Annotated in this window: 24 protein-coding genes and 1 riboswitch; of the genes, 13 read left to right on the top strand and 11 right to left on the bottom strand. The window is 64.0% G+C overall.

Features of this window, described 5'->3' with window-relative positions:
- Nucleotides 1–32: 32 nt before the first annotated feature.
- The 5 genes from cobM to GEV39_RS12375 form a co-directional block, all read right to left on the bottom strand.
- Nucleotides 33–785, bottom strand: a complete 753-nt coding sequence (gene cobM, locus GEV39_RS12395; RefSeq protein ID WP_173889338.1) for a precorrin-4 C(11)-methyltransferase — start codon at nt 783–785, stop codon at nt 33–35.
- Nucleotides 786–818: 33 nt separating this feature from the next.
- Entirely contained in the window at nt 819–1,205 is a 387-nt protein-coding gene (locus GEV39_RS12390; RefSeq protein WP_173889335.1) for a cobalamin biosynthesis protein, read from the bottom strand.
- Nucleotides 1,205–1,891 carry a CbtA family protein gene (locus GEV39_RS12385; protein WP_173889333.1) on the bottom strand — a complete coding sequence of 229 codons (687 nt, stop codon included), beginning with the start codon at nt 1,889–1,891 and terminating at the stop codon, nt 1,205–1,207. Before GEV39_RS12385 ends, GEV39_RS12390 begins: the two co-directional genes overlap by 1 nt.
- 10 nt (nt 1,892–1,901) lie before the next feature.
- Nucleotides 1,902–2,090 (bottom strand): CbtB domain-containing protein, encoded by a 189-nt coding sequence (locus GEV39_RS12380; protein ID WP_009682288.1) that lies wholly within the window; start codon nt 2,088–2,090, stop codon nt 1,902–1,904.
- Between the two features lie 93 nt (nt 2,091–2,183).
- A riboswitch (cobalamin riboswitch) is annotated at nt 2,184–2,406 on the bottom strand.
- A gap of 71 nt (nt 2,407–2,477) precedes the next feature.
- Nucleotides 2,478–2,957 (bottom strand): GNAT family N-acetyltransferase, encoded by a 480-nt coding sequence (locus GEV39_RS12375; RefSeq protein WP_173889331.1) that lies wholly within the window; start codon nt 2,955–2,957, stop codon nt 2,478–2,480.
- 123 nt (nt 2,958–3,080) lie between these two features.
- On the opposite strand from GEV39_RS12375, the gene GEV39_RS12370 reads away from it, so the two are divergent.
- From GEV39_RS12370 to GEV39_RS12355, 4 genes are all read left to right on the top strand, one after another.
- Complete coding sequence (locus tag GEV39_RS12370) at nt 3,081–3,710, top strand: LysE family translocator (RefSeq protein WP_009682286.1); 630 nt, start codon at nt 3,081–3,083, stop codon at nt 3,708–3,710.
- 21 nt (nt 3,711–3,731) lie between these two features.
- Entirely contained in the window at nt 3,732–4,604 is an 873-nt protein-coding gene (locus GEV39_RS12365) for an alpha/beta fold hydrolase (RefSeq protein ID WP_173889330.1), read from the top strand.
- Between the two features lie 96 nt (nt 4,605–4,700).
- On the top strand, nt 4,701–5,567 hold the full coding sequence (locus GEV39_RS12360; RefSeq protein ID WP_173889328.1) for a pirin family protein: 867 nt from the start codon (nt 4,701–4,703) through the stop codon (nt 5,565–5,567).
- Between the two features lie 244 nt (nt 5,568–5,811).
- The gene (locus GEV39_RS12355) at nt 5,812–6,072 is read left to right on the top strand and encodes a DUF1652 domain-containing protein (RefSeq protein WP_173889326.1); all 261 of its coding nucleotides are present in this window, start codon (nt 5,812–5,814) and stop codon (nt 6,070–6,072) included.
- Nucleotides 6,073–6,145: 73 nt separating this feature from the next.
- Here GEV39_RS12355 and GEV39_RS12350 read toward each other — a convergent pair whose 3' ends face one another.
- Both GEV39_RS12350 and alkB read right to left on the bottom strand, forming a co-directional pair.
- Nucleotides 6,146–6,433, bottom strand: coding sequence for a hypothetical protein (locus GEV39_RS12350; RefSeq protein ID WP_173889325.1), 288 nt, complete (start codon nt 6,431–6,433; stop codon nt 6,146–6,148).
- 150 nt (nt 6,434–6,583) lie between these two features.
- Nucleotides 6,584–7,231: a DNA oxidative demethylase AlkB gene (gene alkB / locus GEV39_RS12345; RefSeq protein ID WP_173889323.1), complete on the bottom strand. Its 648-nt coding sequence runs from the start codon at nt 7,229–7,231 to the stop codon at nt 6,584–6,586.
- A gap of 221 nt (nt 7,232–7,452) precedes the next feature.
- On the opposite strand from alkB, the gene GEV39_RS12340 reads away from it, so the two are divergent.
- The 8 genes from GEV39_RS12340 (at nt 7,453) to GEV39_RS12305 (ending at nt 16,541) form a co-directional block, all read left to right on the top strand.
- Entirely contained in the window at nt 7,453–8,193 is a 741-nt protein-coding gene (locus tag GEV39_RS12340) for a gluconate 2-dehydrogenase subunit 3 family protein (protein ID WP_173889321.1), read from the top strand.
- Nucleotides 8,194–8,196: 3 nt separating this feature from the next.
- Nucleotides 8,197–9,981 (top strand): GMC family oxidoreductase, encoded by a 1,785-nt coding sequence (locus GEV39_RS12335; RefSeq protein ID WP_009682279.1) that lies wholly within the window; start codon nt 8,197–8,199, stop codon nt 9,979–9,981.
- A 12-nt stretch (nt 9,982–9,993) separates the two neighbouring features.
- Complete coding sequence (locus tag GEV39_RS12330) at nt 9,994–11,241, top strand: cytochrome c (RefSeq protein ID WP_173889319.1); 1,248 nt, start codon at nt 9,994–9,996, stop codon at nt 11,239–11,241.
- 165 nt (nt 11,242–11,406) lie between these two features.
- Nucleotides 11,407–12,426 carry a LacI family DNA-binding transcriptional regulator gene (locus GEV39_RS12325; RefSeq protein WP_173889317.1) on the top strand — a complete coding sequence of 340 codons (1,020 nt, stop codon included), beginning with the start codon at nt 11,407–11,409 and terminating at the stop codon, nt 12,424–12,426.
- A gap of 67 nt (nt 12,427–12,493) precedes the next feature.
- The gene (locus GEV39_RS12320; RefSeq protein WP_173889315.1) at nt 12,494–13,273 is read left to right on the top strand and encodes a sugar phosphate isomerase/epimerase family protein; all 780 of its coding nucleotides are present in this window, start codon (nt 12,494–12,496) and stop codon (nt 13,271–13,273) included.
- Nucleotides 13,266–14,216, top strand: coding sequence for a sugar kinase (locus tag GEV39_RS12315; protein ID WP_173889313.1), 951 nt, complete (start codon nt 13,266–13,268; stop codon nt 14,214–14,216). The genes GEV39_RS12320 and GEV39_RS12315 overlap by 8 nt, the downstream gene beginning before the upstream one ends.
- A gap of 58 nt (nt 14,217–14,274) precedes the next feature.
- Entirely contained in the window at nt 14,275–15,567 is a 1,293-nt protein-coding gene (locus tag GEV39_RS12310) for an MFS transporter (RefSeq protein WP_009682274.1), read from the top strand.
- 11 nt (nt 15,568–15,578) lie between these two features.
- Nucleotides 15,579–16,541 carry a 2-hydroxyacid dehydrogenase gene (locus GEV39_RS12305; protein WP_173889311.1) on the top strand — a complete coding sequence of 321 codons (963 nt, stop codon included), beginning with the start codon at nt 15,579–15,581 and terminating at the stop codon, nt 16,539–16,541.
- A gap of 15 nt (nt 16,542–16,556) precedes the next feature.
- Here the strand turns inward: GEV39_RS12305 and GEV39_RS12300 are convergent, their stop codons facing one another.
- The 4 genes from GEV39_RS12300 to GEV39_RS12285 all read right to left on the bottom strand — a co-directional run bounded on the left by GEV39_RS12300 (nt 16,557) and on the right by GEV39_RS12285 (nt 20,926).
- A complete protein-coding gene (locus GEV39_RS12300) occupies nt 16,557–17,513 on the bottom strand; it encodes an endonuclease (RefSeq protein WP_054913492.1) in 957 nt (318 codons plus the stop codon).
- Nucleotides 17,514–17,610: 97 nt separating this feature from the next.
- Nucleotides 17,611–18,606, bottom strand: coding sequence for an aldo/keto reductase (locus tag GEV39_RS12295; RefSeq protein WP_173889310.1), 996 nt, complete (start codon nt 18,604–18,606; stop codon nt 17,611–17,613).
- 134 nt (nt 18,607–18,740) lie between these two features.
- Nucleotides 18,741–19,925 carry an MFS transporter gene (locus GEV39_RS12290; RefSeq protein ID WP_173889308.1) on the bottom strand — a complete coding sequence of 395 codons (1,185 nt, stop codon included), beginning with the start codon at nt 19,923–19,925 and terminating at the stop codon, nt 18,741–18,743.
- A 119-nt stretch (nt 19,926–20,044) separates the two neighbouring features.
- The gene (locus GEV39_RS12285; protein ID WP_009682269.1) at nt 20,045–20,926 is read right to left on the bottom strand and encodes a LysR family transcriptional regulator; all 882 of its coding nucleotides are present in this window, start codon (nt 20,924–20,926) and stop codon (nt 20,045–20,047) included.
- Nucleotides 20,927–21,110: 184 nt separating this feature from the next.
- Between GEV39_RS12285 and GEV39_RS12280 the strand changes: the two genes are divergently transcribed.
- A complete protein-coding gene (locus tag GEV39_RS12280) occupies nt 21,111–22,754 on the top strand; it encodes an acetolactate synthase large subunit (RefSeq protein ID WP_054881147.1) in 1,644 nt (547 codons plus the stop codon).
- Nucleotides 22,755–22,809: the final 55 nt, after the last annotated feature.

The following is a 22,809-nucleotide window of genomic DNA, read 5'->3' as shown; positions in this document are numbered from 1 at the left end:
TTGATCATGCGCAGGGGCAAGCCCGGGCGTGCTCAGTCGCCAGGCCGATACAGGTGGGCGTGACCGGCACGGTACAAGGCAGATTCGGCGAACGGCGCATCCCCCAGGACATGGCCTACCAGGATCAGTGCCGTGCGCCGGAAGTGCTTGGCCGCGCTGCGCTCGACGATGTTGCCCAGCGTGCCGCGCACCCAGTCCTGGTCTGGCCAGGTGGCGCGGTGCACCACGGCCACCGGGCACTCGGTGCCGTAGTGGGGCAGCAGCGCTTCAACGATCCGTGGCAGGTGCTTGACCCCCAGGTGAATCGCCAGGGTGCTGCCGTGGCGGGCCAGGTCTGACAGCTGTTCCCCGGGTGGCATGGGCGAACTGTCGCCGTAGCGGGTCAGAATCACGGTCTGCGCCACTTGCGGCAGGGTCAGTTCACAGCCGAGCAATGCAGCGCTGGCGGCGGTGGCAGTGACCCCGGGGATGATCTGATAGTCGATACCCAGTGCCTTGAGGTGGCGGATCTGCTCGCCGATGGCGCCGTAGAGGCTGGGGTCGCCGCTGTGTACGCGGGCGACATCCTGCCCGTGTTCGTGGGCGGTGCGCATGGCGGCGATGATCTGCTCCAGGTGCAGTTCGGCGCTGTTGATGACGGTACTGGCCTGGTGGCCTTCGAGCACGGCAGCGGGCACCAGCGAGCCCGCGTAGATGATCACCGGGCATTGGCGGATCAGCCGCTGGCCCTTGACCGTGATCAGTTCGGGGTCGCCGGGGCCGGCGCCGATGAAGTAGACGGTCATGCAATGTCCTTGCAAAAAAAGGGTATGGAGCGTTCAGCAGGCCAGGGCGAGTGTCGCCGGGCCGAGCACCTGGCGCTTGAGCAACAGCCGTGGGCTGCCTTGTTGCCGATCGGCCAGGGCCAGTGCGGTGCTCTCGGCCACGCCCCAGCACCCGGTGTGGGCATGGGCGGCGGCGGAGCGGTGGCTGAGCAGTGGCTGGTAAGCTTGCAGGTGCTGGCTATGGTACAGCACCAACGGCACACCCAGGTGCTCGGCCAGCTGCTGCAAACCCGGCTCGTCAGCCTTCAGGCTGATGCTGGCGATGCCGCGCAGGTCTGCCAGTGCCAGGCCGTGGTTGGCCAGGGCCTGGCGCAACAGGGTGTGCAGGGTGGCCGCCGGGCAACCCCGGCGGCAGCCAAAGCCGGCATAGAAAGTGCCCATCAGGCCTGGCTGGAACGGCGGAACAACCAGGCGCTGAGCAGGCCCAAGGCCAGCCAGAAGGCCGCATTGGTCAGCCACGAGGCCAGCTTGAACTGGGTTTCCAGGGCTTGCGGGGCCAGGCTTTGGTGAACCTCGGGCTGCGGAGCACCGAGCACATGCGGGATCACCAGCAGCACCGCGCCCAGCAGTTTCAGCAGCCCGTGCCGGGCGAACACCAACAAGGCCAGGCCGAGCGCGGTGGCGCTGGCGGTGCCGACCCACCACGCCTGGCGTTGACCCAGGTCTGCTGCAGCGGTGCCTGGCAGCTCGGGCGGCAAGCCCAAGGTTGGGGCCAGGCAGAACACGGCGAACCCGGCCAGCCCCCACAAGGCACCGGTACTGGCGCGCGTGGGTGCGCGCAAGCTGTAAAGCGCGGCGAGAACAAGGGCGAAGCCGACGGCAACCACCAGGTTGCCGCCCGTGGTGGCGAGCACCCGTTGCCAGCCATCTTCCGGCGACCAGGCCTCGGCGCTGTGTTCATGGGCAGGCACTTCACTGCCATGCTCATGGTGCGCGGCAGGTGCCGAGGACTCGTAGGTTTCCGCCTGAAGAATCAGCGGGGCCACCCAGAAGCTTTGCAGCAAGGTCAGCAGCAGGGCGGCGAGCAGCCCGCTGAAACCCGCGGTGCGGGCAATGCGCATGATCATGGGGGCGTACTCAGTGGCAGGGGAAGGCGGCGCTGTGGCGCGTGTCGTGGGCGGCGTTATGCACCGCCTCGATGTGCGAGAACCCGGCGAAGTAGACCAGGCACAGGCCCAGCAAGCTGGCACCGACGGCAATGATGACGCGCTGGCTGAGAGTAGCGGGGGTGGCAAGGCTGTGTGGCTTGGTGCTGGCGACGGGCATGACGCGTTCCTCTGCTTTTTGTGGGCAATGGGCAAGCGCGGCAGCCCCGGGCGCGGTTACCCAGGGGAATGCAACAGCGCCCGCCCACCGCGGGTTGTTCATGAACGCCAGGCCGGTCTCCGGGCTTGCGAGGAGGAGCAGGGCTCCTGGCAAGCGTCACCTTCCCATGCCGCACTACATGGCACAGTGGTACAGACGCTTCGCTCGCTTACCGTTGCGGGGGCAGCACCGGCATTGTCGGGCCCTGGTCAGGGCCTGCGACGCACCGGTTTCCCGTTTCACCCCATGAAGGGGCACCTGAACGTGAGGCGTAAGGAGAGCATGGGGCGGCCCTGGCGTCAATTGCCCGGTAGGGCGCGCATGTGCCCATGCTGGCTGAAGCAACCGTTACCCCCGCGCGAATGCCGCCAGCTTGTCCCCGTCCAGGCGGTAGCGTACCCACTCATCCTGGGCCTCGGCGCCCAGCTTCTGATAAAAGCCGATTGCCGGTTCGTTCCAGTCCAGCACGCTCCACTCCAGGCGCCCACAGTTGTTGGCCACCGCCTCGCGGGCGATGTGCTGAAGCAACTGGCGGCCAGCCCCGTCACCGCGCTGTTCGGGGGTGATGTACAGGTCTTCCAGGTAGATGCCGTTGCGCCCCAGCCAGGTGGAATAGCTGTAGAAATACACGGCAAAGCCGATCGCCTGGCCATCGCGTTCGCAGACCAGGCTGTGCACGGTACTGCCTGCACCGAACAGGCTGTGCTGGATATCGGCCAGGGTCGCGACCACCTCGTGGCGCGCGCGCTCGTACTCGGCCAGCTCGGTGATGAAGTTGAGGATCTGCGCGGCATCGGTAGGCGCGGCAGGGCGAATGAGAAGGCTCATGAGGCGGCTTCCTTGATCCAGAATGGCAGTACAGTAAAGTGTATCTGCATAATTTGTTTTAACTGTAGTGGTCGCCGAGGAGGACGACTCAGGTAGTGTGGCAGCACCTTCGATGAAAGTGGAATGCCCGCCATGCTTGCCTCTGTCGACCTGCTGAGCGCCTTCGTGCTGTTCGCCTTTGTGTCTTCGATCACGCCAGGTCCAAACAACACCATGCTGCTGGCCTCGGGCGTGAATTTTGGCGTGCGCCGCTCGGTTCCCCATGCCCTGGGTATCAGTTGCGGTTTCATGGTCATGGTGCTGGCGGTCGGCCTGGGCCTGGGTGAAGTGTTCAAGGCCTGGCCGCCGCTGTACACGGTATTGCGCTACACAGGTGCGGCTTACTTGCTGTACCTGGCCTGGAAAATTGCCACTTCAGGGCCTGTGGATGCTGCCTCGCCTGGCGCGCGCAAGCCGCTGGGCTTCTGGGGCGCAGCCGCATTTCAATGGGTCAACCCCAAGGCCTGGGTCATGGCGGTGGGGGCCATTACCACCTACACCCCGGCGCAAGGCTACGTGACCAATGTAATGGTCATTGCCGCAGTGTTCGCGTTGGTCAACCTGCCGAGCGTGGGCGTGTGGGTGATGTTCGGCAGCGCCTTGCGCAACCTGCTGCAGAACCCGCGCTGGCTGATGCTGTTCAATGTCCTGATGGCCCTGCTGCTGGTGATTTCACTGTACCCGCTGCTGTTTGTAGAATCGGTGTTCCCCTAGCGTTGCGAGTGCCGTAAACCCATGCAGTTGATTCCCTGGTCCCATCAATGCGCCGAAGGCTTCACCTTGCGTGGTTGGCGAACCCCGGCCAGCGGCAAGCCACTGCTGCATTTCTTGCATGGCAACGGTTTTTGCTGTTTGGCCTACCAGCCGTTGCTGATGCGCCTGGGTGAACATTTCGACCTGTGGCTGTGTGATGTGCAAGGGCACGGTGATAGTGACCATGGCGGGGCGTTTCTGGGTTGGAACCGTACGGCGGCGCTGGCCGTGGAAGCCTTCGAAGCGGGCCGTGGCGAATACGGCGAGGTGGCCCGGTTTGCCGTGGGCCACAGCTTCGGCGGCGTGTTGACCGGGTTGATGTTGGCCAGTGACCCGCAGTTGTTCGCCCGTGCTGTGCTGCTCGATCCGGTGTTGTTCAGCCGCCGCATGCTCGGCGTGATGGGCGCGGCGGCGCTGGTTGGCCTGCACCAGCGTCATGCCTTGGCGCGCAAGGCCGCCAGCCGCCGCAGCCATTGGCCTGATCGCACAGCGGCGCTGGCTTCGCTGCAGGGCCGGGGCATCTTCAAAGGCTGGGCCGATGCGGCGTTGCAGGCGTATGTCGAGCATGCCATCGGCGATTGCGGCGAGGCCGTGGTGCTCAAGTGCCGACCCAGCCGCGAAGTGGAAATCTTCAGCTCGTTCCCCAAGCGCATGTGGGCCAGCCTGTGTGCAATCAATACACCGACCCACGTGATTTATGGCAAGCACACCTATCCATTTGTGCCCCGCTCGGTGCAGCGCCTGGTGTCGCTGAATGCCAGCATCAGCGCGCAGGAGGTCGCCGGTGGGCACTGCTTCATGCAGGAAGACCCGGCGATGGCAGCCGAGCAGGTGCTGGCTTTCTTGCAGCGGTGATTGTTCTGGTGGTGGAACGATGTGGGCCGTTAATGTCCTCTACCGGCTGATTGTCATCATTGATAAGGTGATCCAAACCGAAACAGGAGCCTTCTCATGAAAACCATTCTGGGTATCCACCACAGCCCCCACCCCCATTGGGTGGGTGATGGCTTCCCGGTCCGCAGCCTGTTCACCTATGACCATCTGGCCAGCCACATCAGCCCGTTCCTGCTGCTGGACTATGCCGGCCCGCATGCGTTCACCCCAACCCAGGCCCGGCGCGGCGTTGGTCAGCACCCGCACCGTGGTTTCGAGACAGTGACCATTGTTTACCAGGGCGAGCTGGAGCACCGCGATTCCACGGGTGCCGGTGGCCTGATCGGGCCGGGTGACGTGCAGTGGATGACCGCCGCCAACGGCATCATCCATGAAGAATTCCATTCGCCAGCCTTTGCCGAGCGGGGCGGCATGCTGGAGATGGTGCAGCTGTGGGTCAACCTGCCCGCTCGCGACAAACGTGCGGCGGCGGGCTACCAGACGCTGCTGGCCAGCGATATCCCGGTGGTGGCGCTGGATGATGGGGCCGGCAGTGTGCGGGTGATCGCCGGGCATTACCACGGTCACCAGGGGCCGGCGCGCACTTTCACGACCATGGACGTCTGGGACCTGCGCCTGAACAATGGCGCTGCCTTGGCGTTGCCGGTGGCCGCCGGGCGTAACGCGGCGCTGGTGGTATTGCGCGGCCGCGTGCGGGTCAATGGTGAGCGCGAAGCCGGGCCGTCCAGCCTGGTGCTGTTCGACCGCGAGCAGGCGGATGTCCGGGTTGAAGCCCTCGAAGGTGCCAGCGTGTTGCTGCTGAGCGGTGAGCCGATCGACGAGCCGATCGTGGGCTACGGCCCGTTCGTGATGAACAGCCAGGCGGAGATCGCCGAGTCGTTCGACGACTTTCATGCTGGGCGGTTTGGCCAGCTTCGGCCGTAGAAGGGCATGGGGCTGGGTGCCAGCCCCTGTTGAAGCTTGCGTAACCATTCGTCGTTAAGTGCATCGCTGCGATCGAACACCCGGCTGGCGCAGACGATCTTCCACTAAGGTGCTAGAGAATTACCCGCATCATCATTGCCCCGGCGCATGGACGGCCGCCGTGGCATGCGCAATATCAATTGGCACCCAGCCCCACGAGGGCGTACTTCCTCACAACAGGCCATCCAACGGAGAGGGTCGTACCATGTCGTTGATAGGAGTTTCCACGCTTGAGCTGCGCCAGATGATCGAGCAGGCTTGCCTACCAGATCGCTGTGAAACCAGCTGCCCGGACGGCGCCAACCTGACCATCCGCCTGGGTCAGGGCCAGAGCCTCGATGAGGGCTGCACCCTCAGCGGGGTGCCATTGCGCAGCCTCAATACCTGCCGCGATTTGCGGAACCTGGTGGAGCAATTGCGTACCCTGCGTGACAGCCGGCCAGTACTGCTCAAGTCCATCGCTTGATGGCAATGCGCGCCCCCCGCCCAGCCTTGGCTGGCGGGGGAAGGCCCGCGCGCAGTCGCCAGCCGTTGATCGCCTACTGCAGCTCCACCAGCAGGTTCAACCCGCCATCGCCACACTTGCCCTTGTCGCGAACGACCCCATGGTAGCTGCGACCATCCCACATGAACGCCACGCTATGGGCGCGCTCGACCTTGTGTGGGAGCGGTGGGCAGATGTGCACACGCAGCGCCGGGCGGCCCTGCAGATTCAAGGGTGCAAGTTGGCATTGGCATTCCACGGACTGAGCGACCGGCCCGAACAGGGTATCGCGAACGTAGTCCAGTTGCAGTGAGGCATTGGGCGCGCGACCGGGCATCCTCATAGGGAGTCGACTCGGTAATTACGGCAAGGGCGGCAGGTCTGGCAGGGCATGACGGACTCCTGGCGGGCGGCACTGTAATTATTCTGTGAACCCTGGGGTGCGCAGTCGTTCAACCTATTTAATGCCTGTGTTGCACAGGCCCGACAAAGCCTAGCCGCCCGCCTTGCGCAACGTGAGGTTGACGCGCCGCTCGCCCATGCGCGGGTGCACGCCGGGCTTGATCGGCAGTACGCCATGAAAGCGCAGGCGGTCTTCGCCGCCCCACACCAGCACATCGCCGTGGCTGAGGGCTATGCGCTGGGTTTTGTCGCCCCGCTGCAACCCGCCGAACAGGAACACCGCCGGCAGGCCCAGCGACAGTGAAACGATCGGTTGGCCGAAATCGTGCTCGTCACGGTCCTGGTGCAGGCTCAACCGTGTGCCCGGCAGGTAGTGGTTGATCAGGCAGGCGTCCGGGGTGAAACCGTCGAAACCGGCCATGGCGGCAGCGCGGTTGGCCAGGGTAAGCAATATCGGCGGCAAGGCAGGCCAGGGCTGGCCGGTAAGCGGGTCCGAACGGCTGTAGCGGTAACCCTGTGCATCACTGACCCAGCCCAATGTGCCGCAATTGCTCAGCGCCACCGCCATGCGCAGCCCGCCGGGCGTGTGCATGTGCCGAAACGGTGCGGCACGCAGCACCGGGCGCAACGCGTCGAGCAGTGGTTCGACTTCGCCCAGGGCAAACCCGGGCAACAGCACGGTTTCGCTTGCCAGGCGTTGTGGCTGAGGGCCGAACAGGTCGAGGTCGGACTGAATCATGGCCTGGGTATCGAATGAGGTAGGCCTATTGTAATGGGCTTCGTCGCCCAGGCCTATGCGCGGGCGAGTACACGTGGTCGCAATGTCAAGACTGAAACCGGTTTCAAAAGATTTCTGAACGCGCTAGATTACTCGGCTGTCTTTTTGAAGGCCTAACAAGACTCGCCCGCACACCACCAGATGGCGCTTATAAGGCCGCCCGCAGCCGATGAGGATTCACCATGCCCGAGCATGCCCCCGACAACCCGCGTAGGGACTTTCTGCGCAAGACCTTGACCTTGATCCCAGTGGTTACCATCGCCAGCACCGGGCTTGGGGCAGGTGCCAGCCAGCTGCTGGCCGCGCCGCAGCAGGAACCGAAGGTGCCGGTGGCGCCACCGGCGGGCAAGTACCAGCCAACTTTCTTCAGTGCCGAGGAATGGGCCTTCGTGCAGGCCGCCGTAGCGCGCATCATCCCTGCTGATGCCCTCGGGCCCGGTGCGCTCGAAGCCGGGGCCGCCGAGTTCATAGACCGGCAGATGAATACCCCCTACGCGACCGGGGCCCAGTGGTACATGCAAGGCCCGTTCAACGCCGACGCTCCACCCGAACTGGGCTATCAACTGCAGTTGAACCCGCAACAGATCTACCGCTTGGGTATCGCCGCAGTGGATGGCTGGTGCAAGGCCAACAGTGGGCAAGTGTTCGCTGCGCAAGACAGCGCTACCCAGGACCGGATACTCGGTAAAGTCGAGGCCGGTGAGCTGGCGTTCGAGGCAGTACCGGCCACGGTATTCTTCAGCCTGCTGGTGCAGAACACCCGTGAAGGGTTCTTCTGCGACCCGATTCATGGCGGCAACAAGGGCATGGTCGGTTGGACCCAGATCGGCTTCCCGGGCGCGCGCGCCGACTTCATGGACTGGGTCGAGCGCAACGAGCCGTACCCGTTCCCGGCTGTATCGATCCGCGGCGAGAGGGCCTGAGGCATGGCGACTGTTTTGAAAAAAGTGGATGCCGTCATTGTCGGCTTCGGCTGGTCGGGTGCGATCATGGCCAAGGAGTTGACCGAAGCCGGCCTGCAGGTGGTGGCCCTGGAGCGTGGGCCGATGCAGGACACCTATCCGGAGGGTAGCTACCCGCAGGTAATCGACGAGCTGACCTACAGCGTGCGCAAGAAGCTGTTCGTAGACGTGTCGAAAGAAACCGTCACCATTCGCCATAGCGTGAACGACGTGGCACTGCCCAACCGCCAACTGGGCGCCTTCCTGCCTGGCAAGGGCGTGGGGGGGGCAGGCTTGCACTGGTCGGGTGTGCATTTCCGGGTAGACCCGGTGGAGTTGCGCCTGCGCAGCCATTACGAGGAGCGCTACGGGCGCAAGTTCATCCCCGAAGGCATGACGATCCAGGACTTCGGCGTCAGCTACGAAGAGCTGGAACCGTATTTCGATTTTGCCGAAAAGGTGTTCGGCACGTCCGGTCAGGCCTGGACGGTCAAGGGCCAACTGGTAGGTGAGGGGCGGGGTGGCAACCCTTATGCACCCGACCGTTCCAACCCGTTCCCACTGCCGGCGCAGAAGAACGTGGTATCGGCCAGGTTGTTCGAAAAGGCCGCCAGCAGCCTGGGCTACAAACCCTACAACCTGCCCTCGGCCAACACGTCAGGGCCGTACACCAACCCCTACGGCGCGCAAATGGGGCCGTGCAACTTCTGTGGTTTCTGCAGCGGCTACGTGTGCTACATGTATTCCAAGGCATCGCCGAATGTGAATATTCTGCCGGCGCTGCGCCAAGTGCCGAATTTCGAGTTGCGGGCCAACGCTCATGTGCTGCGGGTGAACCTGGACGACAGCAAGCGCAAGGCTACCGGCGTGACCTACATCGATGCCCAGGGGCGCGAGGTGGAGCAGCCGGCCGACCTGGTGATCCTGGCGGCGTTCCAGTTCAACAACGTGCGGTTGATGCTGCTCTCCGGTATCGGCAAACCGTACGACCCGGTGAGCAACGAGGGTGTGGTCGGGCGTAACTTTGCCTACCAGAACATGGGCACGGTCAAGGCGTTCTTCGACAAAGACACCTACACCAACAACTTCATCGGCGCCGGTGGCAATGGCATCGCCATCGATGACTTCAACGCCGACAACTTCGACCATGGCCCGCATGGCTTCGTCGGTGGCTCGCCAATGTGGGTGAACCAGGCTGGCAGCCGGCCGATCGCCGGTACTGCCAACCCGCCTGGCACCCCGGCCTGGGGCAGCGCCTGGAAGAAGGCCACGGCCGACTATTACACCCATCAGGTGTCGATGGACGCCCACGGCGCCCACCAGTCCTACCGCGGCAATTACCTGGACCTGGACCCGACCTACCGGGACGCCTACGGCCAGCCACTGTTGCGCATGACCTTCGACTGGCAGGAAAACGACATCAGGATGAACCAGTTCATGGTCGACAAGCTGAGCAAGATTGCCCAGGCGATGAACCCCAAGGCGATTGCCGTGCTGGGCAAGAAGGTCAAGGACCACTTCAACACCGCCAGCTACCAGACCACCCACTTGAACGGCGGCGCGATAATGGGCACAGACCCGAAAACCAGCGCGCTCAACCGCTACCTGCAGTGCTGGGATGTCCACAATGTGTTCGTTCCGGGGGCGTCTGCATTCCCCCAGGGGCTGGGTTACAACCCCACCGGGCTGGTAGCAGCGTTGACCTACTGGTCGGCTCGGGCCATTCGCGAGCAGTACCTGAAAAACCCCGGCCCGCTGGTCCAGGCTTGAGGAGCGATGAGCATGAAAACAATGTTGATCGCAACCCTGCTGCTGGGCGCCGGCGTGGCTGGCCAGGCCGTTGCCGCTGAAGATGCGCAGGTGCGCCAGGGTGAATATTTGGCCCGCGCCGGTGACTGTGTGGCCTGCCACACCGCCAAGGGGGGCAAGCCCTTCGCCGGCGGCCTGCCGATGCAAACACCTATCGGCACGGTGTACTCCACCAATATCACCCCGTCCGCCAGTGGCATTGGCCATTACAGCTTCGAAGACTTCGACCAGGCTGTACGCAAAGGCATCGGCAAGGACGGCAGCACCCTGTACCCGGCCATGCCATACCCTTCGTACGCGCGGATCACCGAGCAGGACATGCAGGCGCTGTACGCCTATTTCATGAAGGGTGTCGAGCCGGTGGAGCAGCCTAACCAGGCCACCGATATTCCCTGGCCGCTGAGCATGCGCTGGCCGTTGGCAATCTGGCGTGGCCTGTTCGCGCCTGCGGCAACGCCCTGGCAAGCCTCGGCAGCGGCTGACCCGGTGGTCGACCGTGGCGCGTACCTGGTCGAAGGCCTGGGGCATTGTGGTGCCTGCCACACCCCGCGGGCGCTGACCATGCAGGAAAAGGCGCTGAACCCGGCCGAGGGCAAACAGTTCCTTGCCGGCAGCGCGCCGCTGGAGGGCTGGATCGCCAAGAACCTGCGGGGCGATCACAAGGACGGCCTGGGCAGTTGGAGCGAAGCCGAGCTGGTGCAGTTTCTCAAGACCGGGCGCAGTGACCGCAGTGCGGTGTTCGGCGGCATGAGCGACGTGGTCGAGCACAGCATGCAGTACATGACCGATGCCGACCTGACGGCGATTGCCCGTTACCTGAAGACCCTGCCGCCCAGCGACCCGAACGACCAGCCGCATGTCTACGACAAGCAGGTGGCCGACGCTCTCTGGCGCGGTGACGACAGCAAACCTGGCGCCGCGGTGTACATCGACAACTGTGCGGCTTGCCACCGAACCGATGGCCAGGGCTACACCCGTGTGTTCCCGGCCCTGGCCGGCAACCCGGTGGTGCAGACGGCGGACGCCACCTCGCTGATCCATGTGGTGCTGGCAGGCGGTACGGTGCCGGCGACGCACACCGCACCGTCGAACTTCACCATGCCAGCGTTTGGCTGGCGCCTGAGCGACCAGGAAGTTGCCGAGGTGGTGAACTTCATCAGGACCAGCTGGGGTAACCAGGCAGGGGCGGTTACCGCGGGGGATGTGAAGGCATTGCGCTGAGAGGGATTGCCTCAGGTTCGGCGAGGGCATTGTGTCGCCGAACCTGGCCTTGCCCGGCTGGCCAGCCCGATCGCTTCGGCCGACCAACGGCATATTGACGAAAGCACCAAGTTTTGGTGTATTGAAACCGGTTTCATCGTCCACCTAATAATCATAAGGACAGCCATGACCGACGCGCCTGCCCATGCCCGCGAACGGGTCACCATCAGCGAAGTCGCGCGTGTCGCGGGCGTTTCCAAAGCCACCGTCTCGCGCTACATCGGTGGTGATCGCCAGTTGTTGGCCGACGCCACCGCCAAGCGCCTGGCCGAGGTCATCGAACGCCTTGGCTACCGCCCCAACCAAATGGCCCGTGGCCTCAAGCGCGGGCAGACGCGCCTGATCGGTATGTTGGTTGCCGATATTCTCAACCCCTATTCCGTAGCCGTGATGCATGGCGTGGAAACCGCCTGCCGCCAGCATGGCTACAGCCTGGTTGTGTGCAACACCAACCGTGACGACGACCAAGAGCGCCACCACCTGGTCGCCCTGCAGAGCTACAACGTCGAAGGCCTGATCGTGAACACGCTGGGGCACCACCCGGGCGAACTGCTCAACCTCCAGCGCGACCTGCCCATGGTGCTGGTCGACCGTCAACTCCCTGAACTGAATGCCGACCTGGTCGGCCTGGATAATGCCGACGCCGTCGAGCAGGCCCTGGACCACCTGCAGGCACGCGGCTACCGGGATATCCTGGCGGTCAGCGAGCCGCTCGATGGCACCAGCTCGCGCCTGGAGCGGGTGCAGGCCTTCGGGGCCTCGGTCAGCCGCCGCCCAGGCATGCGCCAGCAGGTGCTGGAAACCGGCGCTGGCCTGGCAGGGCGGTTGGCCGCCTTCCTGGCTGACCGGGGTCATGGCCCGCAGGCCATTTTTACCTGTAACGGTGTTGCCACGCTGGCCGTGACCCGGGCCCTGCATGACGCCGGGTGCAATCTGTTTGCCGATGTCGGCCTGGTCGCACTCGACGATCTTGACTGGTACCCCCTGGTCGGCACTGGCATCACGGCATTGGCCCAGCCTACCGAACGCATCGGCGTAGCAGCCTTTGAAAGCCTGCTCGGCCGGCTTCGTGGCGATGGTGCAGCGGCACGGCGCATCGAATTCAAGGCCAGCCTGATCATCCGCGGCTCGACCCAACCACAGTAAGCAACGGCAGGCCTTGAGCCTGACGCTGCCGGATAAAAATGAAACCGGTTTCAAAAGGATAAAAACAATGTACCCGAACCCCGTTTCCATCAGCCTCTCCAGCTATGGCGCCGACTTTGTCCGGCAACGTGGCCAGGAGCAGTTTCTTGACATTTTGGCCGCCGCAGGCGTCAGCCGGGTGGAGTTGCGTGAAGAATTGTTCGCCAGTGCACCCGATGCCGCGGCACTGGGCGCCGTGATTGCCGGGTTGGGCATGGAATGCCTTTATTCGACCCCGCTGGAGCTGTGGACGGCGCAGGGCGTACCCGACCCATCGCTGGTGCACAAACTGGACACCGCGCGGGCGCTGGGCGCGGTGGCGCTTAAGGTTTCCCTGGGCCATTTCAATGAACACTGCGACCTTTCGGCCTTGGCGGCGCTGCTGCCCGCGCAGGGGCCGTTGCTGTTGGTGGAAAACGACCAGACCCTGCAAGGCGGCAGAATCGAGCCCCTGCAGCGCTTCTTCGAGCAGGCCGATGCATACGGCCTGAACCTGGGCATGACGTTCGATATCGGTAATTGGCACTGGCAGGGCGAGGTGGCGTTGCACGCTGCCCGCCAACTTGGTCGGTGGGTGCGCTATGTGCATTGCAAGGGCGTACAGCGCCGTGCCGACGGCCGCCTGGTCGCCGTACCGCCGCAAGCACCAGACCTGCGCGCCTGGGCCGAGCAACTGGCCGAATTCGCCCCTGGGGTGGTACGCGCCGTCGAGTATCCCCTGGTCGGCGACGACCTGTTGGCGCTGACCCGGGCCCAGGTGCACAGCCTGTCGCTGCTGGGTGCTGACCAGGAGGTGGCCCATGCATGAGCATGACGTGCTGTGCTTTGGCGAAACCATGGCCATGTTCGTCGCCGAGCACTGCGGCGACCTGGCCAGTGTCGGGCAGTTCGGCAAGCGTATCGCCGGCGCGGACAGTAACGTGGCCATCGGCCTTGCGCGGCTGGGCTTCAAGGTGCGCTGGCTGAGCCGGGTAGGTGACGACTCACTGGGGCGCTTCGTGCTCGACAGCCTGCGCCGTGAAGGGCTGGACTGTTCGGCGGTTGAAATAGATGGCCACTGCGCCACCGGCTTCCAGCTCAAGGCCCGTTGCGATGATGGCAGCGACCCCGCGGTCGAGTACTTCCGCCGGGGTTCGGCAGCCAGCCGGCTGTCGCCTGCGCTGCTGCAACCTGGCTTGCTCCAAGCGCGCCACCTGCATGCCACGGGCATCCCGCCGGCGCTGTCGGAAAGCTGCCGGGCACTGTCGCACGGGCTGCTCGACGCCATGCGTGCAGCCGGGCGCAGCATCTCGTTCGACCCCAACCTGCGGCCCTCGCTATGGCCGGACCAGGCCAGCATGGTGCGCGAAATCAATGCCCTGGCGAGCAAAGCCGACTGGGTCTTGCCTGGCCTGGAAGAGGGCCGCCTGCTGACGGGCCAGCACAGCCCCGCCGATATCGCAGCGTTCTACCTCGACCAAGGCGTGGAACTGGTGGTGATCAAGCTGGGCGACGCCGGGGCCTACTGGCGTAGTGGCAAAGGTGAGGGCCAGGTCGCCCCTGTAGCCGTCAGCCGAGTCGTGGACACCGTCGGCGCCGGTGATGCGTTTGCCGTGGGCGTGCTCAGCGCGCTGCTCGAGGGGCGCCCAGTGGCAGAGGCGGTGGCGCGTGGCAACTGGTGCGGCAGCCGCGCCGTGCAATCGCGCGGCGACATGGAAGGGCTGCCGCTGCGTCACGAACTGGAGGCCTACGACCTGCGCAGAAGTGCCTGAATGCTCTAACCGGAATCACCTGTTGCCACAAAAACAACAAGCTCAGGAGTCAAAGACCATGCAAAGCCAAAAACTGGCACCGCGTCGCTGGTGGTACATCATCCCGATCGTGTTCTTCACCTACAGCCTGGCTTATCTGGACCGCGCCAACTACGGCTTCGCCGCCGCCTCGGGCATGGCCGAAGACCTGCACATCACGCCCGTGCTGTCGTCCTTGCTGGGGGCGTTGTTCTTCCTTGGCTACTTCTTCTTCCAGGTACCTGGGGCCATCTACGCTGAAAAACGCAGCGTGAAGAAGCTGATATTCGTCTGCCTGATCCTCTGGGGCGGTTTGGCCACGCTTACCGGGATGGTCAGCAATGTCTACATGCTGATCGGCATCCGCTTCCTGCTGGGCGTGGTCGAGGCCGCAGTGATGCCCGCCATGCTGGTGTACTTGTGCCACTGGTTCACCCGTGCCGAGCGCTCCCGCGCCAACACCTTCCTGATGCTCGGTAACCCGGTCACCATCCTGTGGATGTCGGTGGTGTCGGGTTACCTGATCAAGCATTACGACTGGCGCTGGATGTTCATCATCGAGGGCCTGCCGGCGGTGATCTGGGCGTTCTTCTGGTGGCGCCTGGTGGATGACCGCCCAGCCCAGGTCAGCTGGCTGAGCGCCCAGGAAAAAGCAGACCTGCAACAGGCGCTGGCGGCCGAGCAACAGGGCATCAAGCCGGTCAAGAACTACCGCGAGGCATTCCGCTCGCCGCAGGTGATCATCCTGGCGCTGCAGTACTTCTGCTGGAGCATTGGCGTGTACGGCTTCGTGCTGTGGTTGCCGTCGATCCTCAAGCAGGCGGCCAACGTCGACATTGTGCAGGCCGGCTGGCTGGCCTCGGTGCCCTACCTGGCGGCGGTTGTGGCCATGGTGGGCGTGTCCTGGGCGTCTGACCGCGTGCAAAAGCGCAAGCGCTTCGTGTGGCCGCCGCTGCTGATCGCCGCCGTGGCGTTCTATGGCTCTTATGCCCTGGGCACCGATCACTTCTGGTGGTCGTACGCGCTGCTGGTGGTCGCTGGCGCCTGCATGTACGCACCCTATGGCCCGTTCTTCGCCATCGTGCCCGAGATACTGCCGGCCAACGTCGCCGGGGGTGCCATGGCGCTGATCAACAGCATGGGGGCGCTGGGCTCTTTCGGCGGCTCCTGGCTGGTGGGCTACCTCAATGGCGCCACGGGTGGGCCTGGCGCCTCGTACCTGTTCATGTGCGGTGCGCTGCTGACTGCCGTGGCGCTGACGGCCGCCCTCAATACCTCCCAGACCTCCGGCCGGGCCAAACGCAATGGCACGCGCCTGGCGCTGAACCCTTAGGAATGACTGCAATGAAAAAACGAATCGTCTTGTACAAGCGCCTTTCCGATGACCTGATGGCGCGCCTGCACGCCCAGGTGGACGTGACCTGGGTGGACATTGCCCAGCCCGATGGCCTGGCGCGCCTGCGCGATGCCTTGCCAGGGGCGCACGGGTTGCTGGGCGCCAGCCTGCGCCTGGACGCCAGCCTGCTCGATCTGGCGCCGCAGCTGGAGGTTGTGTCCAGCGTTTCGGTCGGGGTGGACAACTACGACGTTGCGCAGCTCAGCCGCCGTGGCGTGATGCTGACCAATACCCCGGACGTGCTGACCGAAACCACGGCGGACACCGGTTTCGCCCTGATCCTGGCGACCGCCAGGCGGGTGGTGGAGCTGGCCAACTGGGTGCGTGAAGGCCATTGGCAGGCCAACCTGGGGCCGGCGCATTTTGGCTGTGATGTGCATGGCAAAACGCTGGGCATCGTCGGCATGGGCCGTATTGGCGAAGCGTTGGCCCGGCGTGCTGCCGCAGGCTTTGGCATGCGCGTGCTGTACCACAGCCAGCGCGCCAAGCCGGAAGTAGAAGCACGCCATGCTGCGCGCCGGTGCAGCCTGGACGCGCTATTGCAGCAAGCGGACTTCGTCTGCCTGACGGTGCCGCTCAGTGCCAGTACTGAAGGGCTGATCGGTGCGCGTGAGCTGGGGTTGATGAAGCCCGAGGCGATTCTGGTGAACATTTCCCGCGGGCGGGTGGTAGACGAGGCTGCGCTGATCGACGCGTTGCGCGCCAGGCGTATCCGTGGTGCAGGGCTGGATGTGTTCGTGCAGGAGCCGTTGGCGGTTGACTCGCCACTGCTGCAGCTGGACAACGTGGTGGCAACCCCGCACATCGGTTCTGCGACACAAGAGACTCGTCAGGCCATGGCGCGCTGTGCAGTGGACAACCTGCTCAGCGCGCTGGCGGGGGAGCGGCCTGCGAACCTGGTCAACGGCTGATCACAGGCGGCGCCGTCAGCGGCAGTTACCGGCCTTGCGGTAACCTGCCGCCTGCGCCTCACCTTCATTGGCGAAGCTGACCTGGTTCTTGGCCGCTACCTGGGTGTAGCCGGGGCAACCCACTGCCAGGTGGTAGACGTGGCTGTTGCGGTTGCCCAGCACCGAGCCCGGCGCCCCCGCATTGGCCTGGCCCGGCTTGCCTGGTGCCTGGGCGGGCGCCGCTTGCGCCACGCCAACCCCGCTGGGTTTGTAATCAGCCGTCCACTTGCGCTGGCCGCTGACGAAAGGGTTGGCATGCCCCATGATCGCGGCGATGCGGCGGTCGCGCTCCTTTTCCCACGCTGACACCGGGTACTGCTTGTCCCAGGCCATCAGCACTTGTTGCTGCTGGCGCGACATGTTCAAGCGATAGCGGTCGTACATGTAGAACGTGGTACGCGCCACCAGGCCTTTGACTTCGTCACGGGGCTCGGCGGCACGCTGGGCGAAATCCACCTTGGTGGTGCACTGGCCGTATTCGCCGGCGTTGCCGCTGACCATGCCATAGTTGAAATTGCTGCGGTCGCCATTGACCTCACCCACGGCTGGGTACAGGTTGAACAGGTCGGCCTCCATGGCGCGGAACACCGGGTCGCTGTCCACGCAATGCTCACGCCCACCGTTCTTCCAGCATTGGCGCTGGTTGCCGAAGGTATAGGCCGGCACGATGTGTTCCCATTCGGTGCGCTCGGCGCGATTTTGCTGCTTGCGCGTCTGATAGCCGCACGACGCCGCATCGACCCGCCCACCGGACTTGCCGACCCAGGTCCATTTGCAGCCGCAATACAAGTCGCCCATGGCGCTGCTGGCTTGGTCCAGGTACACCTTCTGCTTGGCCACGACCTTGGCCTCGGTGAAGGTGGCAGGGGGTGTGGCCCACGCGGGCAAGCTAAAGGAAAACAGTAGAGTTACGGCATAAAGCAGTGATTTCATGAGAGAAAATATTCAAATGCGAGGACGCGCATTGTAATACTTTCATCGTCATTGGCCAGCACGCCGGGCATACCCGGCGAGCTGGCAAAGGCCCACGCTACTTGAAGCCTGCCACCGCGTGCGGGATATACGGCGCCTGCAGCCGTGCCACTTCATCGGCGCTCAACTGCACCGACAGCGCGGCCAGCGCATCATCCAGATGGGCGGGTTTGGAGGCGCCGACGATCGGTGCGCTTACGCCGTTTTTGCCCAACACCCATGCCAGCGCGACCTGGGCCATTGGCACACCCCGTTCGCCGGCAATCTGCTCGACTACATCGATGACCCGGCCATCTTCGACCTCGGTATCTTTATAGAACGACTGCCCGGACAGATCGCTACGGGTGCGGTCGGTCTGCTGGCCGTTGGGGCGGGTGAGGCGGCCGCGGGCCATCGGGCTCCAGGGCAACAAGCCCACGCCTTGGTCCAGGCACAGCGGGATCATCTCGCGTTCTTCTTCGCGGTACAGCAGGTTGAGGTGGTTCTGCATCGAAACTAAGCGGCTCCAGCCGTTGCTGGCCGCCACCTGCTGAGCCTTGGCGAACTGCCAGGCATACATCGACGAAGCGCCGATATAGCGCGCCTTGCCAGCCTTGACCACGTCGTGCAGGGCTTCCATGGTTTCCTCGATGGGCGTGTGGTAGTCCCAGCGGTGAATCTGGTACAGGTCCACATAGTCGGTGCCCAGGCGCGCGAGGCTGGCGTCGATGCTGGCCATGATCGCCTTGCGGGACAAGCCCTGTTCATTGGGCCGGTGGGTGCCTTGCCCCATGTTCGGTGGGTAGAACACCTTGGTGGCGATGACCGTTTCTTCACGGCGCGTGAAGGCCTTCAGCAGTTTGCCGACGATCACTTCCGACGTGCCGGCAGAGTAGCTGTTGGCAGTGTCGAAGAAGTTGATGCCTTGCTCGACGGCATGGCGAATGATCGGCCGGCTGGCCTCTTCGCCCAAGGTCCAGGGGTGGGTGCCGGCATCCGGTTCGCCGAACGTCATGCAACCCAGGCACAGCCTGGAAATATCCAGGCCGGTGCTACCCAGCTTTACGTACTGCATCGTGATCTCCTTGGAAGGGGAAGGAATGAACCCAGCCTGCGGCTGGTGCTGACGGTAGTGAGTTGAGCAATGGGGGGAGGTTCATCGAACGCCGTGTGACGGTGAACCTACCCCTGCCCAGCGCCGCTGCCGGGTCAATGACCGCCACGCATCCGCCGGGCGACCAGATAGATACCCAGCCCGACCAGCGCGGTAGCCGCGCCGATGTAGCCGGTGCTGGTCCAGCCCATGCCGGCGGTAATCGCCATACCGCCCAACCAAGGCCCCAGCGCATTGGCCAGGTTGAACGCGGCATGGTTCGACGCTGCGGCCAGGCTCGGCGCTTCATGGGCAATGTCCATCAAGCGGATCTGCAACGGTGCCGCCAGGGCGATCATGGTGCCCACCAGGCCGATGCCCAGCAGCAGGCTCCAGAGCGCCTGCGCGGCGACGGTGAAGAACAGCAGCACGCCGATCGACCATACCAACACCAAGCCCACCGCACGGAACTGCAACCGGTCGAACAGCTTGCCGCCTGCAATGTTGCCAACGATACCGCCCACACCGAAGGCCGCCAGGCCGAACGGAATCCACTGCGGCGCGACCTGGGTCACTTGCAGCATGGTCGGCGCCAGGTAGCTGAATACGCAGAACATGCCGGCAAAGCCAATGGCCGCGATGCCCAGTGCCATCCACACTTGCGGCAGGGCAAAGGCGCGCAGTTCCTTGCGTGGGTCGCTGCGCACCTCATCGTGCGGCTGGGGCACGAAGCGCCAGACCAGGCCAATGGTGCACAGGGCGATCACGCCGACCAGCACGAAGGCCGAGCGCCAGCCAAAGTACTGGCCGAGGAAGGTGGCTACAGGGTTGCCTAGCAGCATGGCCAGCGTCAGGCCCAGCATCACCCGGGCCACGGCCCCGGCACGCTGGTCCTTGGCAACCATGCTCGAGGCCACCACCGCGGCGATGCCAAAATAGGCACCGTGGGGCAGGCCGCTGATGAAGCGGAAAGCCACCAGGCCGCTGAAGGACGGGGCGAGGGCGGTGGCCAGGTTGCCCAGCGCATACAGCAGCATCAACAGCAGCAGCATGTGCTTGCGCAGCAGTTTGGCGCCCAGAATCGCCAGGGTCGGCGCACCGACCATGACCCCCAGTGCATAGGCACTGATGGCGTGGCCCACTTGCGGTTCGCTCAACTGCAGGTTGCTGGCAATGTCGGGCATCAGGCCCATGATGGAAAATTCACCGGTACCGATGGCGAAGCTGCCCAGCGCCATGGCGGCTTCCATCTTGGCGACGGCGCTTTTGCTGGGCGACGGGGGGAGTTGCTGGACTGACATCTGAATCCCTTGTTGGGCCTGTATTGAAACATGCTGAAACGTTCAAGGCGGGATGATAGTCAATCGGTGGGCGTAACGTCGAGGCAACGCCGCCGCTCAAATCAGGGGCCAGGCCCCGGTCAGCGCTCCAGGTAATGCGTTTGCGCGGCGAAATCGATGAAGCGTTTGCTGGCCAGCGACAGGTATTCCCCTGAACGCCAGCACAATCTGAAGCTCATCTGCTGTGCTGGCCGGAAGGGCACGCCGACAATGCCCGGTGTACGCTGCTGCACCGAGCGCAGCAGGGTGGCCACGCCCATGTTGTCCAGTGCTGCCTGCACCACCAGCGAGACGAAATTGCTCTGCAGGGCCACTTGGTAGGTAATACCGTGTTCGGCGAAAAATGCGTCCAGCAGGTGGCGCTGCACGAACGTCCGGTCGAATACCACCATGTCGGTGTTGCGCAAGTCTTCGGCGGTGAGAAATGCCTTGCCGGCATAGGGGTGGTCGGGGTGCATGCACGCCAGCATCTCGTCGCTGCCCAGCAGGATCGACTCCTTGTCCTGCGGCACGCGCCGCGATTCCAGCAACGCCAGGTCGATTTCCCGTTGTTCGAGGCGCTGGCCGATGTCGGCGGCGCTGCCCTCGAACACGGTCATGGCGATACCGGGGTACGACTGACGGAACGCGTTCATCAAGCCTGGCACGTAGTGCAGGCCGAACATCGGCGGGATACCCAGGCGCACTTCGCCGCGCTTGAGGTCAGCCATGTCGCGCAGCTCCTGCCGGGCCACATCCATTTCGCGCAGGGCCGAGGCAATGCGTGGCAGAAACTGCTCGCCTTCGGCCGTGAGCAGCACCTTGCGGGTGGTGCGGTTAAACAGGGTCACACCCAGCTCTTCCTCCAGCCGGGTAACCGCCATGCTCAACGCAGGCTGGGCAATGTGCAGGTGTTGCGCTGCTTTGGTGAAGCTGCCTTGGCGGACGATTTCGACGCAGCAACGCAGTGCCTTGAGGTTCATTGGGGCGTAAGACCTTTCCTAGTCAGTGCATTTATAACGAACTGTGATGCCACGCATCATAACAATATATTTATTATTATTAACCAGAGGGCCTACGATGCGCGCCACTGAGACCCCCTGCAACATCTCAGTCACGCAGCCGATCTCGCTGCAATCCCCCAAAGATTTTGAGGTAGTACCCTAAATGGCCAAGGCCGCCGATGTCGTTGTGCAATGTCTGGAAAACGAAGGTGTCGAGTATGTATTCGGCATCCCTGGCGAGGAAAACCTCGACCTGCTCGAATCCCTGCGCAAGTCGAAGATCAAACTGGTACTGACCCGTCACGAGCAGTCTGCAGGCTTCATGGCGGCTACCTACGGCCGCCTGACCGGCAAGACCGGCGTCAGCCTGTCGACCCTCGGCCCGGGTGCCACCAACCTGGTAACGGCCAGCGCCTATGCCTACCTGGGCGGCATGCCGATGATGATGATCACCGGCCAGAAGCCGATCAAGAAGTCCAAGCAGGGCCGCTTCCAGATCATCGACGTGTGCGGCATGATGGACCCCATCACCAAGTACACCCACCAGTTCGCTTCGGCCGACAACATCCCTTCGCGCATGCGTGAAGCCTTCCGCCTGGCTGAAGAAGAAAAGCCGGGTGCCGTGCACCTGGAACTGCCGGAAGACATCGCCGCCGAGCAGACCGACGCGCTGCCGATCCCGCGCAGCCTGCACCGCCGCCCACTGGCCGAGCACGTGGCCATTGAAGCTGCCATCGAGAAGTTGCGCACCGCACGTAGCCCTATTCTGGTGATCGGTGCCGGCGCCAACCGCAAGATGACCGCCAAGGTCCTCAAGCAGCTGGTCGATAATACCGGTATCCCATTCGTCACCACCCAGCTGGGTAAAGGTGTGGTTGACGAGCGCAGCCCGCGCTTCCTGGGCAACGCCGCACTGTCGTCCGGCGATTTCGTGCACCGTGCGATCGAAGCGGCGGACCTGATCGTCAACATCGGCCACGATGTGATCGAGAAGCCGCCGTTCTTCATGGTGCGTGGCGGCACTGAAGTCATCCATATCAACTTCCGTTCCGCCGAAGTCGATGCCGTGTACTTCCCGCAGGTTGAAGTGATCGGTGATATCGCCAACGCCGTGTGGCAGATCGCTGAAGGCCTGGGCGACACTTCGCACTGGGACTTCACCCGCCTCATGGCGATTCGTGAAGCCAACGAAGCGCAGATCGCCGAAGGTGCCGACGATGACCGCTTCCCGGTCTACCCACAGCGCCTGGTGGCCGACATTCGTCGCGTGCTGCCGTCCGAAGGCATCGTGGCCCTGGACAACGGCATCTACAAGATCTGGTTCGCCCGTAACTACAAGGCGCACAAGCCGAACACCGTGCTGCTGGACAACGCCCTGGCGACCATGGGCGCCGGCTTGCCATCGGCCATGGCTGCACACCTGGTCTACCCGGATCGCCCGGTGATTTCGGTGTGCGGTGACGGCGGCTTCATGATGAACAGCCAGGAGCTGGAAACCGCCGTGCGTCTGGGCATGCACATCACCGTGGTGATCCTGCGTGACGACGGCTACGGCATGATTCGCTGGAAGCAGGCCAACATGGGCTTCACCGATTTCGGCCTGGACTACGGCAACCCGGATTTCGTCAAGTATGCCGAAGCCTACGGCGCCAATGGTCACCGCGTGGAAAGCGCCGACGGCCTGCTGCCGCTGCTGGAGCACTGCATCAAGACCCCAGGCGTGCACGTGATCGACTGCCCGGTCGATTACAGCGAAAACGACCGCATCCTCAATAGCGAGCTGCGTGAGCGCGCGCTGGCGGTCTGAGCCTGGGCAGCCCACCTTGGTGGGCGCGTCCTGGCGCCGTGAAAGGGCCAGCGCA

The sequence above is a fragment of the Pseudomonas sp. NY5710 genome (genome assembly GCF_013305665.1).
In the GTDB taxonomy this organism is placed as follows: domain Bacteria; phylum Pseudomonadota; class Gammaproteobacteria; order Pseudomonadales; family Pseudomonadaceae; genus Aquipseudomonas; species Aquipseudomonas juntendi.
This window is presented reverse-complemented; position numbering and strand designations above follow the sequence as displayed.

Bases quoted from the DNA above. Each gene is read 5' to 3' on its own strand.
- GEV39_RS12310 (WP_009682274.1), top strand. From the start codon at position 14,275: ATGCAAAGCCAAAAACTGGCACCGCGTCGCTGGTGGTACATCATCCCG.
- GEV39_RS12295 (WP_173889310.1), bottom strand. From the start codon at position 18,606: ATGCAGTACGTAAAGCTGGGTAGCACCGGCCTGGATATTTCCAGGCTG.
- GEV39_RS12350 (WP_173889325.1), bottom strand. From the start codon at position 6,433: ATGAGGATGCCCGGTCGCGCGCCCAATGCCTCACTGCAACTGGACTAC.
- GEV39_RS12330 (WP_173889319.1), top strand. From the start codon at position 9,994: ATGAAAACAATGTTGATCGCAACCCTGCTGCTGGGCGCCGGCGTGGCT.
- GEV39_RS12300 (WP_054913492.1), bottom strand. From the start codon at position 17,513: ATGAAATCACTGCTTTATGCCGTAACTCTACTGTTTTCCTTTAGCTTG.
- GEV39_RS12370 (WP_009682286.1), top strand. From the start codon at position 3,081: ATGCCCGCCATGCTTGCCTCTGTCGACCTGCTGAGCGCCTTCGTGCTG.
- GEV39_RS12360 (WP_173889328.1), top strand. From the start codon at position 4,701: ATGAAAACCATTCTGGGTATCCACCACAGCCCCCACCCCCATTGGGTG.
- GEV39_RS12290 (WP_173889308.1), bottom strand. From the start codon at position 19,925: ATGTCAGTCCAGCAACTCCCCCCGTCGCCCAGCAAAAGCGCCGTCGCC.
- GEV39_RS12385 (WP_173889333.1), bottom strand. From the start codon at position 1,891: ATGATCATGCGCATTGCCCGCACCGCGGGTTTCAGCGGGCTGCTCGCC.
- GEV39_RS12320 (WP_173889315.1), top strand. From the start codon at position 12,494: ATGTACCCGAACCCCGTTTCCATCAGCCTCTCCAGCTATGGCGCCGAC.
- GEV39_RS12285 (WP_009682269.1), bottom strand. From the start codon at position 20,926: ATGAACCTCAAGGCACTGCGTTGCTGCGTCGAAATCGTCCGCCAAGGC.
- GEV39_RS12375 (WP_173889331.1), bottom strand. From the start codon at position 2,957: ATGAGCCTTCTCATTCGCCCTGCCGCGCCTACCGATGCCGCGCAGATC.
- GEV39_RS12365 (WP_173889330.1), top strand. From the start codon at position 3,732: ATGCAGTTGATTCCCTGGTCCCATCAATGCGCCGAAGGCTTCACCTTG.
- GEV39_RS12315 (WP_173889313.1), top strand. From the start codon at position 13,266: ATGCATGAGCATGACGTGCTGTGCTTTGGCGAAACCATGGCCATGTTC.
- cobM (WP_173889338.1), bottom strand. From the start codon at position 785: ATGACCGTCTACTTCATCGGCGCCGGCCCCGGCGACCCCGAACTGATC.
- GEV39_RS12305 (WP_173889311.1), top strand. From the start codon at position 15,579: ATGAAAAAACGAATCGTCTTGTACAAGCGCCTTTCCGATGACCTGATG.
- GEV39_RS12335 (WP_009682279.1), top strand. From the start codon at position 8,197: ATGGCGACTGTTTTGAAAAAAGTGGATGCCGTCATTGTCGGCTTCGGC.
- GEV39_RS12340 (WP_173889321.1), top strand. From the start codon at position 7,453: ATGCCCGAGCATGCCCCCGACAACCCGCGTAGGGACTTTCTGCGCAAG.
- GEV39_RS12355 (WP_173889326.1), top strand. From the start codon at position 5,812: ATGTCGTTGATAGGAGTTTCCACGCTTGAGCTGCGCCAGATGATCGAG.
- GEV39_RS12390 (WP_173889335.1), bottom strand. From the start codon at position 1,205: ATGGGCACTTTCTATGCCGGCTTTGGCTGCCGCCGGGGTTGCCCGGCG.
- GEV39_RS12380 (WP_009682288.1), bottom strand. From the start codon at position 2,090: ATGCCCGTCGCCAGCACCAAGCCACACAGCCTTGCCACCCCCGCTACT.
- alkB (WP_173889323.1), bottom strand. From the start codon at position 7,231: ATGATTCAGTCCGACCTCGACCTGTTCGGCCCTCAGCCACAACGCCTG.
- GEV39_RS12280 (WP_054881147.1), top strand. From the start codon at position 21,111: ATGGCCAAGGCCGCCGATGTCGTTGTGCAATGTCTGGAAAACGAAGGT.
- GEV39_RS12325 (WP_173889317.1), top strand. From the start codon at position 11,407: ATGACCGACGCGCCTGCCCATGCCCGCGAACGGGTCACCATCAGCGAA.